The 12445-nt window shown below is 61.6% G+C and carries 15 protein-coding genes and 1 pseudogene; 6 read left to right on the top strand and 10 right to left on the bottom strand.

Features of this window, described 5'->3' with window-relative positions; all coding sequences use genetic code 11:
• Window positions 1–31 precede the first annotated feature (31 nt).
• Window positions 32–943, top strand: a complete 912-nt coding sequence (locus tag HFO71_RS19575; protein ID WP_221988317.1) for an EamA family transporter — start codon at window positions 32–34, stop codon at window positions 941–943.
• Here HFO71_RS19575 and HFO71_RS19570 read toward each other — a convergent pair.
• Both HFO71_RS19570 and HFO71_RS19565 read right to left on the bottom strand, forming a co-directional pair.
• Window positions 891–2144 (bottom strand): aminopeptidase, encoded by a 1254-nt coding sequence (locus HFO71_RS19570; RefSeq protein ID WP_221988316.1) that lies wholly within the window; start codon window positions 2142–2144, stop codon window positions 891–893. The two genes, HFO71_RS19575 and HFO71_RS19570, sit on opposite strands and share 53 nt — an antisense overlap.
• A 128-nt stretch (window positions 2145–2272) precedes the next feature.
• The gene (locus HFO71_RS19565; protein ID WP_221988315.1) at window positions 2273–2953 is read right to left on the bottom strand and encodes a glutathione S-transferase family protein; all 681 of its coding nucleotides are present in this window, start codon (window positions 2951–2953) and stop codon (window positions 2273–2275) included.
• A gap of 82 nt (window positions 2954–3035) precedes the next feature.
• Here HFO71_RS19565 and HFO71_RS19560 point away from each other — a divergent pair, with 82 nt between their 5' ends.
• Window positions 3036–3479 carry a MarR family winged helix-turn-helix transcriptional regulator gene (locus HFO71_RS19560; RefSeq protein WP_221988314.1) on the top strand — a complete coding sequence of 148 codons (444 nt, stop codon included), beginning with the start codon at window positions 3036–3038 and terminating at the stop codon, window positions 3477–3479.
• Here HFO71_RS19560 and ybaK read toward each other — a convergent pair whose 3' ends face one another.
• The 4 genes from ybaK to HFO71_RS19540 all read right to left on the bottom strand — a co-directional run bounded on the left by ybaK (window position 3480) and on the right by HFO71_RS19540 (window position 6210).
• The gene (gene ybaK / locus HFO71_RS19555; protein ID WP_221988313.1) at window positions 3480–3953 is read right to left on the bottom strand and encodes a Cys-tRNA(Pro) deacylase; all 474 of its coding nucleotides are present in this window, start codon (window positions 3951–3953) and stop codon (window positions 3480–3482) included.
• A 32-nt stretch (window positions 3954–3985) separates the two neighbouring features.
• A complete protein-coding gene (locus HFO71_RS19550; protein WP_017962882.1) occupies window positions 3986–4336 on the bottom strand; it encodes an ArsC family reductase in 351 nt (116 codons plus the stop codon).
• 119 nt (window positions 4337–4455) lie between these two features.
• The gene (locus tag HFO71_RS19545) at window positions 4456–5517 is read right to left on the bottom strand and encodes a M14 family metallopeptidase (protein ID WP_221988312.1); all 1062 of its coding nucleotides are present in this window, start codon (window positions 5515–5517) and stop codon (window positions 4456–4458) included.
• 75 nt (window positions 5518–5592) lie between these two features.
• The gene (locus HFO71_RS19540) at window positions 5593–6210 is read right to left on the bottom strand and encodes a 2'-5' RNA ligase family protein (RefSeq protein WP_221988311.1); all 618 of its coding nucleotides are present in this window, start codon (window positions 6208–6210) and stop codon (window positions 5593–5595) included.
• Between the two features lie 240 nt (window positions 6211–6450).
• Between HFO71_RS19540 and HFO71_RS19535 the strand changes: the two genes are divergently transcribed.
• On the top strand, window positions 6451–7014 hold the full coding sequence (locus HFO71_RS19535) for a methylated-DNA--[protein]-cysteine S-methyltransferase (RefSeq protein ID WP_131662008.1): 564 nt from the start codon (window positions 6451–6453) through the stop codon (window positions 7012–7014).
• 111 nt (window positions 7015–7125) lie between these two features.
• On the opposite strand, the gene HFO71_RS19530 is transcribed toward HFO71_RS19535, so the two are convergent.
• Genes HFO71_RS19530 through HFO71_RS19520 form a run of 3 tightly spaced genes read right to left on the bottom strand, consistent with a single transcriptional unit; the run spans window position 7126 to window position 9200 of the window.
• The gene (locus HFO71_RS19530) at window positions 7126–7860 is read right to left on the bottom strand and encodes an SDR family oxidoreductase (RefSeq protein ID WP_221988310.1); all 735 of its coding nucleotides are present in this window, start codon (window positions 7858–7860) and stop codon (window positions 7126–7128) included.
• A gap of 55 nt (window positions 7861–7915) precedes the next feature.
• Window positions 7916–8767 carry an oxidoreductase gene (locus tag HFO71_RS19525; RefSeq protein ID WP_170269627.1) on the bottom strand — a complete coding sequence of 284 codons (852 nt, stop codon included), beginning with the start codon at window positions 8765–8767 and terminating at the stop codon, window positions 7916–7918.
• A 58-nt stretch (window positions 8768–8825) separates the two neighbouring features.
• Window positions 8826–9200: an Atu4866 domain-containing protein gene (locus HFO71_RS19520; protein ID WP_131639973.1), complete on the bottom strand. Its 375-nt coding sequence runs from the start codon at window positions 9198–9200 to the stop codon at window positions 8826–8828.
• 107 nt (window positions 9201–9307) lie between these two features.
• Between HFO71_RS19520 and HFO71_RS19515 the strand changes: the two genes are divergently transcribed.
• From HFO71_RS19515 to HFO71_RS19505, 3 genes and pseudogenes are all read left to right on the top strand, one after another.
• Window positions 9308–10204, top strand: coding sequence for a LysR family transcriptional regulator (locus HFO71_RS19515; protein WP_131639972.1), 897 nt, complete (start codon window positions 9308–9310; stop codon window positions 10202–10204).
• A 200-nt stretch (window positions 10205–10404) separates the two neighbouring features.
• A pseudogene (locus HFO71_RS19510) lies at window positions 10405–11238 on the top strand (helix-turn-helix transcriptional regulator); the annotation flags it as partial.
• A gap of 58 nt (window positions 11239–11296) precedes the next feature.
• Window positions 11297–11842 (top strand): YbhB/YbcL family Raf kinase inhibitor-like protein, encoded by a 546-nt coding sequence (locus HFO71_RS19505; protein WP_132610923.1) that lies wholly within the window; start codon window positions 11297–11299, stop codon window positions 11840–11842.
• 103 nt (window positions 11843–11945) lie between these two features.
• Here HFO71_RS19505 and HFO71_RS19500 read toward each other — a convergent pair whose 3' ends face one another.
• Window positions 11946–12437, bottom strand: coding sequence for a GNAT family N-acetyltransferase (locus tag HFO71_RS19500; protein WP_077977282.1), 492 nt, complete (start codon window positions 12435–12437; stop codon window positions 11946–11948).
• Window positions 12438–12445: the final 8 nt, after the last annotated feature.

The following is a 12445-nucleotide window of genomic DNA, read 5'->3' as shown; positions in this document are numbered from 1 at the left end:
GTGAATTTATCTTGAAATAGAGATTCTTGATATGAAGACAAATTCACGCTATGTCGCCGATCTTATGGCAACCGCGCTCGCGCCCGCCATTTGGGGAAGCACCTATATCGTCACCACCGCTTTCCTGCCGGCCGGATATCCGCTGACAGTTGCGATGCTGCGCGCCCTGCCGGCCGGCCTGCTGCTTCTCTTCCTGGTCAGAAAGCTGCCTGTCGGCATCTGGTGGGGAAGGGCTTTCGTTCTCGGCGCGCTGAACTTCTCGTTCTTCTGGGCGATGCTCTTCGTCTCGGCCTACAGGCTGCCGGGCGGGGTTGCCGCAACGGTCGGCGCGGTGCAGCCGCTGATCGTCATCGCTTTGTCGCGGCTTTTTCTCGGCAACCCGATCCGGCCGCTGGCCGTGCTGGCCGGTCTCGTCGGCATGGCCGGCGTCGGACTTCTGGTGCTGACGCCGAAGGCGGGGCTCGATCCGATAGGTGTCGCTGCCGGTCTGGCCGGCGCAGTCTCGATGGCTTTCGGCACGGTGCTGACGCGCCGCTGGGCGCCGCCGGTCTCAAACCTCACCTTTACCGCCTGGCAATTGACGGCGGGCGGCATGCTGCTGGTGCCTTTTGCCTTTTTCCTGGAACCGGCGCTGCCGATGCCGACCGCCGCAAACATTGCCGGCATTGCCTATCTCGGGCTGATCGGCGCAGCCTTCACCTATCTGCTCTGGTTCCGTGGCCTGTCGCGCATCGAGCCCTCGGCGGTTGCCTCGCTTGGCTTCCTTAGCCCGCTGGTCGCGACCCTGCTCGGCTGGCTGGCGCTCGGCCAGAGCCTGACGCCAGTGCAGATCGGCGGTTTCGCCATGGTGCTTGCCAGCGTCTGGCTCAGTCAGCGCACGATGATGCCACTCAGGCCCATTCGCCCTGCCGTATCACCGGAACCCGTGAACCATCCGGCTTGATGCCGTCGATATCGACCTTGTCGGAGCCGATCATCCAGTCGATATGGATAAGGCTGGAATTGCCGCCCTGTGCCTTGATCTGCTCCTGGCTCAGTGTCGCGCCATCGAGGAAGCATTTGGAATAGCACTGGCCGAGCGCAATGTGGCACGAGGCGTTTTCGTCGAACAGCGTGTTGTAGAACAGGATGCCGCTGGCCGAGATCGGCGAGGAATGCGGCACCAGCGCCACTTCGCCGAGCCGGCGCGCGCCATCGTCGGTATCGAGCACCTTGTTCAACACCTCTTCGCCGCGCGAGGCCTTGGCCTCGACAATGCGCCCGCCCTCGAAGCGCACCTGGATATTGTCGATCAGCGTGCCCTGGTGCGAAAGCGGCTTGGTGCTCGAAACATGGCCTTCGACGCGCAGCGCATGCGGCGTGGTGAACACTTCCTCGGTCGGGATGTTCGGATTGCAGGTGATGCCGTTCTTGGCAGTGGAAGCGCCGCCATGCCATTCATGTCCGTCGGCAAGGCCGACCGTCAGGTCGGTGCCCGGTCCCTGGAAATGCAGCGAGGCGAAGCGCTCGCCGTTCAGCCAGGCGCTGCGCTTGCCAAGATTGGCATTGTGCTCGGCCCAGGCGGCGACCGGATCGCTGACATCGACACGCGAGGCGGCAAAGATCGCCTTGGCGAGCTTGGCGATCGCAATCGGTTCCGGATCGTCGGGGAAGACCACCTTGGCCCAGGAGGGGTTCGGGTAGGAGACGATGTTCCAGTTGATGTCGAAATTCGAGATCTTCTCCAGTGCCGGCTTGTAGGCGGTGGAGTTGGCGCGATTGGCACGGCCGACCTTGCCGGCATCCTGCTCGGAGAGCAGCATCGGATTGTCGCCGGCAACCGCAAGACGGGCCGCCCCGTTGGCATAGGCCTTGGCCATGCCCTCGTAGAGCCAAGCGGAGGCGCGGTCGAAGCTCTCGTCGCTGCCATACTGATAGCGCGCCAGCGTCGTTTCCTCGTCGGAATAGAAGGCGGAGACCAGCCCGGCGCCGGCCAGATAGGCGTGTTTGGTGATCAGTCGAACGAGCGGCAGCGCCACGACAGGCGCGGTGATCACCAGGTCCTGACCCTTCTGCAGCTGTAGCCCAACCTTGACGGCGACTTCCGCAAGCTTTTCCAGCTTGACGGGATCAACGGTGCTCTGGCTCTGGGGCATGAAAGTCATGATTCAACCTGCCTTCTGTCATCGACGGTGGGAGGCTGGAAGACTTAGACCCGTTTGCGGCGAAAATGAAGCGTATTGCCGCCGAATTGCAAGCTTGCCGGATGAGAGGTCCGGCCGCCGGGCGCGCTTCAGGCGGCGGAAGGCAGCCTGAGCAGGATCGAGTTATGTTTTTCGAGGAATTCCATCAGCCACTGCGGGTAGTCTTCGCCAACGGCGGCCTTGACGCTCGCCCGTTCGGAGAGCGCCTTGCGCCAGCGCTTTACACGCTCAAGCCCTTCGAAGATGTCGCCGTCGCCGAGCGTCTCGAAGAGATCGAAATACCGAAAGACCGGCGCGAAGACGGCGTCGACGAGGCTGAAGTCGTTGCCGGCGAAATAGGGGCCGTCCGTCAATACGTTCTCGAGCGTTGCGAATTTGGAGATGAGCGCCGTGCGCTTGGCGTCCAGCTGGTCCGCAACCTGCGCCGTCTCATAGCCCCAGAGATCGGAAAGCACGGATGAGCCGAATTCCATCCAGCCGCGATGGCGGGCACGTGTCAGTGGGTCTTTTGGATGCAGCGCCACACCTGGCTGCGTTTCCTCCAGATATTCGCAGATGACGCTGCTTTCGAACAGCACGGCCTGACTGCCGTCCTCCTCGATCCGCAGCAGCGGCACCTTGCCGAGCGGCGAGATCTTCAGGAACCAGTCCGGCTTGTCGGCAAGATCAATATTGATTCGCTCGAAGGGCACGCCCTTTTCGAGCAGCGCGATCGCGGCGCGCTGCACATAGGGGCAGAGATGATGGCTGACGAGGGTAAGCTTGCTCATGGCGCTCTCCTTGGCAATAAGATAGATGTAAATGCATCTAATATCGGTTGTAACAGAATTCAAGATAGATGTAACTGCATTTATGTCTGAAAAACCGTCGAATCCGAGCGAAGCGGTCACCTCTGCCTGGACGAGCATCATGCGCGCCCGCGAGCGGTTGCTTGGCGTCTTCGAAGCCGACCTGAAGGCGGCCGGCATGCCGCCGCTTGCCTGGTACGACGTGCTGTGGGAATTGGCGCGCTCGCATGACTGCAAGCTGCGCCCTTACGAGATCGAGGAGCGGACGCTGCTGGCCCAGTATAATCTTTCCCGGTTGATCGACCGGCTGGAACGGGAGGGCCTGGTCAGGCGGGAGGTCTTCGCCAAGGATGGACGCGGCCGCTGGGTGGTGATCACAGATGCCGGCCGAAGGCTTCGCGAGCGCATGTGGACCGTCTATGCCAGATCGATCGAGACCCACATCGGCTGCAAGCTCGCCGAGAGCGAGGCGAAGACGATCGCCCGGCTGCTCGAACGCTTCCTCTGATCAGGCAATCAGTGGCGCGGCGACGGCCTTCAGCGCGTTCAATGCATGCTTCGGATCGAGCCGCACCTGCAGCCCGCGCTGCCCGCCATTGATGTAGACCAGCGGTTCGCCAAGCGCGGCCTCCTCGATCGCCGTCGGCACGGTCTTCTTCTGGCCGAAAGGGCTGATGCCGCCGACATGATAACCCGTCAGCCGCTCTGCATCGGCAGGCTTCATCATATTGGCCGATTTACCGTGAAAGGCGCTGGCAAGCATCTTCATGCTGACTTCACGATCCGATGGCACGACGACGCAGACCGGTTTGCCGTCCACCTCCGCCATCAGCGTCTTCAGCACCCGGCGCGGCGCCTCGCCGAGCGCTTCGGCCGCCTGCAGCCCGACGCGCTCGGCGTTGGGGTCGTAGTCATAGGCATGAACGGTGAAGGCGACGCCTGCTTGCGAAAGAAGCTGTGTCGCGCGCGTGGTCTTGGACATCTCTTTCCCTCGTGAGCTCAGCGGGCCGTCTGTCAGCCTCCGAACGTACCGGCGTAAATCTCCGGCTTGAAGCCGACCAGCAGCTTGCCCTTCGCCTCCAGCACCGGCCGCTTGATCATCGACGGCTGGTCGAGCATCAGCTGGATCGCCTTCTCCCGGTTGAGGTTCTCGCGCTCGGCGTCGGGCAATTTGCGGAAGGTGGTGCCGGCGCGGTTGAGGACGGTGTCGAGGCCGGCTTGGTCGATCCAGGTTTCGAGATGGGCGAGGTCGATACCGAGCGCCTTGTAATCGTGAAACTCATAGGCGACGCTATGTTCTTCCAGCCAGCTGCGGGCCTTCTTCATCGTGTCGCAATTCTTGATGCCATAGATGGTGACGGCCATGCCCGATCGATCTCCCTGTGATAGTAGCGAGATAACATGCACGAAGGCCGGCGCAAACGCCGTGCGACGTTTTATCCCCGAGCGCGTCGACGATCGCAGCACGACAAAACCGGCCCCGTTCAATTCTCCAGCGTGCCGGCCTTGCGCGAAGCCTTGCTGGGTTCGTCGCAGGCGATCTTCATCAGGTCGCCGCGCCGCCGCACCAGCCGGTCGGAGGTTCGGGTCAGGATCAGCCCGTCCTGCGGCGCGGTGAGGTCGATGCTGCCGCCCGGCTGCCCTGGCCGGGTGACGATCGTCACTAGGCGGTCGCCTTTCGCAACCCTCTCGCCGATGTCGCGATGAAAAAGCACGGCGCCGCCTTCCGGAGTGCGGATGATCTCGACATTGTCGAGCGGTACGGCCGGACCAGAAAATACCGTTGCCGCCGGCTTTTCGTCGCCGACGATCCCGCGTGTCGCAAGGAAGTGCCAGAGCCCGTCCGCATCCTTTTTCGCCAGCACCGGATCGACGTCGCATTTGCCGCGCAGCTCGACGGTGACGGAGAGTTTGCCGAGCAGACGTGGCCGGCGTTCGCCGGGAACTTCATATTTCCATGCAAAGCCGACGGCCTCCTCGAAGGCCGAGCTTTCGCCATCCGAAAGCAGCACGGCCTCCATCTCGAGTGCAGCGGCGAGATCGGCCGCCTCCGGCCAGAAGGCCTCGTCGATATAGGCATATTGCAAGGATTCATCGTCGCAATGCAGGTCGAGCACCAGATCGGCGCCAAGCGCCATATGCAGCAGCTGCCTCTTCAATCTGTCGGTAGCCGGGTAATCATCGAGATCTTCGATCAGCGTGGCGCGATCGACAATGGAGATCAGCGGGAAATCCCGGTTGAAATTGGTGCGTGAACCCAGGTCGAAACGGCCCTGCAGCTCGCCGAAATGCGATTGCGCCGCACCGATCGGATTGGCCTGCGGCACGATGGTGATGTCGCCGGCGATCCCACCTTGGCTTTCCGCCTGCCGCAGCCTTTCGCAGAGGAAATGCAGCAGCACCGTTCCCGGCAGCTCGCCGGCATGCAGTGCCGCCTGGATATAGATCTTCGGCGCCTTCGGATCGTGGCCCGTAAAATGCAGCACCGGCAGCCGCCATTCCGTTCCCGGCGTATCTCCAGGGATGATAATCTCTGAAACGTCCATGCTGATTTCGCTCCGCACGTAGCGCATTGGGGTGGGAAGTCTTATGCGAATCCTACGCCGCTACGCAAGCGAGCTTCAGTCGAGCAGCGGCCAGCGACCAATTAGCTGGTGCTTGCTGCTGCCATACTCACTATGGATCAGAAGGAATTCTCTCACCTTCCACCGGACGGGACGGTTGAGCCTTTCCGCAGGAACGGTCTTGCGGTCATAGAGAAGCGTCATGTGCGGTGTCAGGTGGCCGCTCCGATCATAGGGGAGGCCTGCCTCGTACATGCCCTCTCGAAGCTGCTTGTAAAGATACATCAGCGCCTCGTTTTCCCAACTGCTGCTGAGAACAGAAGCTTGCGGCTCGTATTGATGCTTGAAGCTCATGGTCTGGTCCAGCGTAAGCTCGAAGGACCGGGCGCGGACGGTTGCGGCCACTTGCGCTGCGCCGAAAATCACATCGTCAGGCAGTCTGCGATAAGCACCGATCCCGTTTAGTGTCAAATGCAACAATTCGCTCGGACGGAGCCTGCCGGTGAGGGAATGAGCGGCTTGGCGAGACTGGGCGATCTCAATCGACTCCGATACCGCTTCCGCAGAAGGGCGAAACCCAAAGAATAGTCGATGACGATACTCTTCATTGCGTGTGGACCTCTTCTCGGGATCTTTCCAGTCGAATGAAAGCTGTGACATTGAACTCCAGACCATTTGGCAGCCTCCTCGTTGCACGAGAAGAAGCTTATCGCATATTCAGGTGGCGTCAAGAACAAAACGAGAACATAATCAGCGGGCGCTAAGGCGGAAACGGCTCGGTTGAAGTGGAGTTCGACCGACATTGCAGGGGTGCACCGCAATATTTCTTGGAAGCGCGGCGCGCGCAAGAAACGGGTTGAAACAGCGGCCGTCCCATACGATTTTGAGGGTTATCGAAAACGCGGAGGCTGTGTCATGGCTGAGACAACGCACCACTATCTCATCTTCGAAACCGCGGGCGGTTTCTGCGGCATCGCCTGGAGCGACGCCGGCATCACCCGCTTCCAGTTGCCGACCAAATCATCGGAAGCGACCGAACGGCTCCTGCTGCGCCGCCTGCCGGATGCCGAAGCCGGCGCGCCGACGCCCGCTGTGCTCGAGACGGTCGCCGCGGTGAAGCGCTACTTCCAAGGTGAGGAAACCGATTTTTCCGGCGTCGAACTCGATCTTGCCGGCCAGGATACCTTCTTCCTGGATATTTATGCGGCGGCAAGGCGTGTCGGCTGGGGCCGCACCACCACTTACGGCGCACTGGCCAAGGAACTTGGTGTCGGGCCGGAAGCCGCCCGCGACGTCGGCCAGGCGATGGCGAAGAACCCGGTCGCTCTGATCATCCCCTGCCATCGGGTGCTTGCGGCCGGCGGCAAGATCGGCGGCTTCTCCGCTCCCGGCGGTTCTTCATCGAAGACCCGCATGCTGGAGCTCGAAGGCGTCAATCTCGCACCGCCGCCGCCCGCCCAGCAGTCGCTGGGTTTTTAGGCGGCGGTGGCTTTTTCGTTTTCCGCAATTCCCGGCAAAATCGCTTCGCGCTTTGCCTGGCAAAACCGCTCTGCACTTTTGCTGGAATTGCTTTGGCAAAATCTCAGCCACTCAATGCGGGCTGGCAGTCGGCCGGATGATGATCTCGCTGACATCGACGTCACCAGGCTGGTTGATGGCGTAGAGGATCGAATTGGCGATCGCCTCGGGGCTGATCGTGATCGCCCTGAAAGCCGTCATGGCGTCCCGCGCCGTCGGATCGGTGATCGTGTCGGCCAGCTCCGATGTCGTCGTGCCGGGAGAGATGACAGTCACCCGGATACGATCGGTCTCCTGCCGCAATCCGTCCGAGATGGCACGCACTGCAAATTTTGTCGCGCAATAGACGGCCGCCGTCGGCGAGACGCTGAGGCCGCCGATCGAAGACAGGTTGATGATCTGCCCTGATCCCTGCGCCTTCATGATCGGGAGCGCCGCCGCAATGCCGTAAAGAACGCCCTTGATGTTGACGTCGACCATCCGTTCCCATTCGTCGACCTTGAGAGCCTCCAGCGGCGACAGCGGCATCACGCCGGCATTGTTGACGATGACATCCAGTCGGCCGAATTCGGAGCAGGCAAAGCCTGCAAAGGCTTCCACCTGGGAACGGTCGGTGACATCAAGCTGTCGCAGGCGCACCGTCCCGCCCTTTGCGGCGATTTCGCCGGCGAGTTCCTCGAGGCGCTCGGTGCGGCGGGCGCCGATCACGATATGGGCGCCTGCGGCAGCCAGCACCTTTGCCGCCGCCTCTCCGATGCCGCTGCTGGCGCCGGTGATGGCAATAATTTTTCCTTTGATATCAGACATTTCAAGCTCCGTTGTACGCCGCTCGCCTGGCGATGCGGCTGAGGGTTTTTGGCGGTCAGCCGGGAAAATCAGCACCGAGCGATGTCTCCGCCCAGGCGTCGAAGTTTGCGCGCAGCGCATCGAGCCGTTCGCGGGCGATCTTCAGGGCAGGTGCGCCGAGCAGCAGGCGCAGCGGCGGTTCATCCGCTTCGAACGCCGATATGATCGCGGTTGCCGCGCGCGCGGGATCGCCCGGCTGGTTGCCGGAGATCGAGCGGGTGGCTCGGCGCCGCTTGCCGGATGTTTCCGCATAGTCTTCGATGATCGTGCTGGATTCGACCATCGACCGGCCGGCCCAATCCGTGCGGAAGGCGCCGGGTTCGAGGATCGTCACATCGATGCCGAGCGGTTTGACCTCATGGAAAAGCGATTCCGACAAGGCTTCGACCGCGAACTTGGTGGCGTGATAGTAGCCGGTTGCGGCAAAAGCGACGAGCCCGCCAAGCGAGGAGACGTTGAAGATATGCCCTTGCCGGCGTCGGCGCATGCCCGGCAGAACCTGCTTGGTGACATCGATCAGTCCGAAGACATTGGTCTCGAACTGGGCGCGTATCTCCGCATCGTCACCCTCTTCGATCGCCGAGAGATAGCCGTAGCCGGCATTGTTGACGAGGACGTCGATCGCACCGAAATGGGTTTCGGCGTCACGAACCGCGCTGGCGATGGAGCGGCTGTTCGTCACGTCCAGTGCAAGGGCAAGCGCGCGGTCTCCGTGCTCTGCCGTGAGATCTGCCAGGGTCTCGGGTCTGCGTGCCGTCATGGCGGCGCGCCAGCCGCGGGAGAGGACGGCTACGGCAAGTGCCCGGCCGAGGCCGGACGATGCGCCTGTGATGAACCAGATGGGGGTTGGGAAAGACATGATCGTCATCCTTTCCGGCCGGCAAACGCGGCCTTCTTCTGTGTGGTGTTGCCTTTCGGGCGGCACGTCATCTGCGCCGAAGCACCATGCCGCCATGATGGAGGGTATTGTCGTCGACGAAATCGCCGTCGGCCGTGAAGCCCGTGTCATCCCAATATTCGATGTGGCTTCCGGTGACTTCGTAGCGTCCCCGGTAGGCGCTTTCCCTGCTGCCGCGGGCCTCGTCGTAGCGGCCGTTGGGCAGAAGTTCGTGGCGGACGCGGCCGTCATCCGTCACCCACATGCCGACATAGGGATGTTGCTGCATTCTGTACTCGCTTGTTTGTTGTTGCTGATTTTCTCGGTCGTTCACGGTATCGGCGCCGAACGAACTGGTCGCCGCGCAAGCCAGGGTGACCGCCGTGAAAAACCGCAGGAGGGGGCTTGTGAAAATCCTTCGCATTGCCTTTGCCTTTCGAAGGCTTCGTTGACCTCGACCTGAAAGATAGTGCGCTAATCCGCGGCGATTAAGTTGCCAATCCAGGATGACTTGGTTAGAAAAACTAACCAATGGTCGATGATCTCGAAGGCATTTCGGTTTTTCTTGCGGTGGCGGAGGCGCGCAACTTCCGGCTCGCCGGCGAACGGCTCGGCGTCACCCGCTCCGCCGTCAGCCAGGCCCTGCAGCGCCTGGAGGATCGGGTTGGCGTCGCCCTGGTCCAGCGCACGACGCGCAGCGTCAGCCTGACCGAAGCCGGCGAAGTGTTCTTCGACGCGGTTCGCCCATCGGTCCGCCAGGTCAAGGATGCGATGCAGACGGTGCGGGAAATGCAGGCGCGCCCGAGCGGCCTGCTGCGGATCACCGTTTCCTCGATCGCCGAGAACTTCCTCTCCGGCACCTTGCTGGCCGGCTTCATGGAAGCCTGCCCTGATATCAAACTCGATATCACCATCACCGATGACGAATTCGATATCGTCGAGGCGGGCTTCGATGCGGGTGTCCGGCTCGGCGAAGTGATCGAAAAGGACATGATCGCGATTTCAGTCTCCGAAGAGCAGCGACAATGCGCGGCAGCTTCCCGCAGCTATCTCGAGCGCCGCGGCTACCCCCGCCATCCCGGCGAGTTGCAGAACCACGCCTGCATCGGATGGCGGCCACGCCCGGATACGGCACCCTATCGCTGGGAGTTCACCGAAAACGACCGCGACTTCGACGTCTCCGTCGATCCCACTGTTACGACCAACGACATGGGCATGATGATCCGCATGGCCTGCGCCGGAGCCGGCATCACCTTCGGCATGGTGGAAACCTTCCAGCCCTATATCGACCGCGGGGAACTCGTACTGCTGCTGGAGGATTTCTGTCCGCCCTTCCCGGGCTTCTATCTCTACTATCCCCGGCGCCAGAGGCAGCCGCTGAAGCTGCGCGCGCTGGTCGACTATGTCAGGAGGTCCGGCAGGCGCTAATGCTGCTTTGGCTCAGGCCTGCCGCTTGTAAGCCATGACGGCGATTTCAGGCCTGTCGGACGGGCTCAAAGCCTGCCGCTTGGGCTGAATGTTGCCGCTGACATTCGGTTTTGATATCCCCGATCATCGAGGCCAGCGAGCCAGGGCGTTCAATAAAGGTCCATCGGTTGCCGCGCGTCCATCCTTTTGCCGGAGAACATATGCTCGACGACGTCTTTCCCGTTCCGGCCAGGGCCTTGATCCGTCAGGGTGGGCGGGCCTGTTTTTATCGTCTGGTCAATACGATCCCCTTGTTAATACAGGTGCAATCGGGAACGAAGATTGTCATGGCCGATGACAAGGCTTTGCGCCTCGAGGCGGGCGCCTACGGCTTGCTGCCAGACTATCGACCGCTGACGATGGAGAACATTCCCAAGGCGCCGCAGAAGTATCAAACCCTGGCGCTGCCCGTTCCGCGACAGCTCTTCGAGGAAGCCTATATCAGGATGGGATCGATTGCCGTTCCATCAAGGCCTGTCCCCGCAGGCACCTCGAAGCTGCCGGAGGAAGCCGCGGCGCTGTTTGACTATTGCTGTCAGCCCGGCAATCTGATGAGGCTTCCCAGCGCCATTGCCAAGGCTCGTTTGATAGAGCTGATCACCTGGTTTGCGCTCTGCGGAGCGGTGCTTGGCCAATGCCAAAGCCGTCGGTTCGAGGACCGGCTGCGGCAGATGATCGAAAGCGATACGGCCTTTGATTGGACGCTGGGGCACGCGGCGCGCTCGTTCAACATGAGCGAAGCGACGCTGAGGCGTAAGCTCGCCGCCGAAAGTACCGGCTTCAGTGAGATCTTGAGCGATACAAGGATGAACCGCGCCTTGGGGCTCATTCAAACCACAACCCTGCCGATGGCGCAGGTTGCGCTTGAAGTCGGTTACGACTCCCCTTCTCAATTCGCGGCGCGGTTCAAGGACCGGTTTGGCGTCAATCCGCGCCATGTGCGGGGCGGCTCCGAGCGTTTTGAGCGGATCGGGGCAGAAGTTGAGCGTAGTGGGCAGATGCGCTTGCGCAGTGACGATAGTTTTCCGGCATTATCAACCGCAGGAAAACAGCATGCGTTTCATCACAGCAGTACTTTTCGCCGCCTCCGTCTTCGGCGCGACGGCCGCACAGGCCGAAATGAAGCTCACCTCGAAGGATCTGGCCGCCGGCAAGTCCATGGCCGACGCGCAGGTCTTCAACAGCTTCGGCTGCGCCGGCGAGAACATCTCGCCGGAACTGACCTGGTCGGGTGCTCCGGAGGCGACCAAGAGCTTCGCCATCATGGCTTACGATCCGGATGCTCCCACAGGCTCGGGCTGGTGGCACTGGTCGGTGTTCAACATTCCCGCGGATGCCTCGAAAGTTGCCACTGGCGCAAGCGGTGACAAAAAGCTTCCCGCAGGCGCTGTCGAAGGTCGCACGGATTTTGGCATGTCTGGATATGGCGGCGCATGCCCGCCGGCGGGTGATCAGCCGCACCACTACCAGTTCACGGTCTACGCGCTCTCGGTGGACAAGTTCCCGCTTCCCGAGACCGCCCCGGCCGCCATGGTTGGCTTCTATGTAAGGGCCAATACGCTTGCCAAGGCCTCCGTCGAGGTCACCTACGGCCGCTGAAGCCGGCTTCAGATCCGCAGTCGTCATTTCCTTCATGACAACGGCCGGCCGAGGTGACTGAACCTCGCCGGCCGTTTCCTGTTTGGGCTCCCTCGCCTGCAACCTAAACGGTCATTGCTTCCCAGCAGATCAACGGACCGTCTTCGGCATCGATACGCTCGCCGATCCGGATAAAGCCATTGCGCTTAAGAACGCGCTGGGACGCGATGTTGTCGACTCCGGTCTCCGCAGAGACCAGGGCGACGCGAGAGTCGTTCCGCGCCCACGCGAGCAACTGCCCTATGGCTCGCGTGGTGCATCCGCGGCTTTGGCGGGTGGGCGCAACCCCATAGCCGATATGCATCCTTCCATCCTGAGGAACCTTGAGGACAGAGCAAAGGCCGACGATCTCGTCATCCTCCACGATCATCCAGGCCGACGGCGAAAATTCCGCGCCGATGTCAGCCGCGAGGCGGTTCAACATCGCCAGCACTTCAGGAGGCGCAATGGCGCTGTCTTGGACAAGGCGCAGATGACGTGGCGCGATGCCTTTCAGCAGCGCTTCAAAATCATGAGACGTTAGTTCGATAATCATAGTCTTCTCGACATTAGACATGCGCCAGC

The sequence above is a fragment of the Rhizobium laguerreae genome, assembly GCF_019778565.1.
Taxonomy (GTDB): domain Bacteria; phylum Pseudomonadota; class Alphaproteobacteria; order Rhizobiales; family Rhizobiaceae; genus Rhizobium; species Rhizobium laguerreae.
Note: the sequence above shows the minus strand (reverse complement) of the source record. Positions and strands in the feature narration are given on the sequence as shown.

Excerpts from the sequence above, each read along its gene's own strand:
- ybaK (WP_221988313.1), bottom strand. The coding sequence starts at position 3,953 with ATGTCCAAGACCACGCGCGCGACACAGCTTCTTTCGCAAGCAGGCGTC.
- HFO71_RS19570 (WP_221988316.1), bottom strand. The coding sequence starts at position 2,144 with ATGACTTTCATGCCCCAGAGCCAGAGCACCGTTGATCCCGTCAAGCTG.
- HFO71_RS19565 (WP_221988315.1), bottom strand. The coding sequence starts at position 2,953 with ATGAGCAAGCTTACCCTCGTCAGCCATCATCTCTGCCCCTATGTGCAG.
- HFO71_RS19525 (WP_170269627.1), bottom strand. The coding sequence starts at position 8,767 with ATGACGATCATGTCTTTCCCAACCCCCATCTGGTTCATCACAGGCGCA.
- HFO71_RS19560 (WP_221988314.1), top strand. The coding sequence starts at position 3,036 with ATGTCTGAAAAACCGTCGAATCCGAGCGAAGCGGTCACCTCTGCCTGG.
- HFO71_RS19505 (WP_132610923.1), top strand. The coding sequence starts at position 11,297 with ATGCGTTTCATCACAGCAGTACTTTTCGCCGCCTCCGTCTTCGGCGCG.
- HFO71_RS19545 (WP_221988312.1), bottom strand. The coding sequence starts at position 5,517 with ATGGACGTTTCAGAGATTATCATCCCTGGAGATACGCCGGGAACGGAA.
- HFO71_RS19540 (WP_221988311.1), bottom strand. The coding sequence starts at position 6,210 with ATGGTCTGGAGTTCAATGTCACAGCTTTCATTCGACTGGAAAGATCCC.
- HFO71_RS19515 (WP_131639972.1), top strand. The coding sequence starts at position 9,308 with ATGGTCGATGATCTCGAAGGCATTTCGGTTTTTCTTGCGGTGGCGGAG.
- HFO71_RS19530 (WP_221988310.1), bottom strand. The coding sequence starts at position 7,860 with ATGTCTGATATCAAAGGAAAAATTATTGCCATCACCGGCGCCAGCAGC.
- HFO71_RS19550 (WP_017962882.1), bottom strand. The coding sequence starts at position 4,336 with ATGGCCGTCACCATCTATGGCATCAAGAATTGCGACACGATGAAGAAG.
- HFO71_RS19500 (WP_077977282.1), bottom strand. The coding sequence starts at position 12,437 with ATGTCTAATGTCGAGAAGACTATGATTATCGAACTAACGTCTCATGAT.
- HFO71_RS19520 (WP_131639973.1), bottom strand. The coding sequence starts at position 9,200 with ATGCGAAGGATTTTCACAAGCCCCCTCCTGCGGTTTTTCACGGCGGTC.
- HFO71_RS19575 (WP_221988317.1), top strand. The coding sequence starts at position 32 with ATGAAGACAAATTCACGCTATGTCGCCGATCTTATGGCAACCGCGCTC.
- HFO71_RS19535 (WP_131662008.1), top strand. The coding sequence starts at position 6,451 with ATGGCTGAGACAACGCACCACTATCTCATCTTCGAAACCGCGGGCGGT.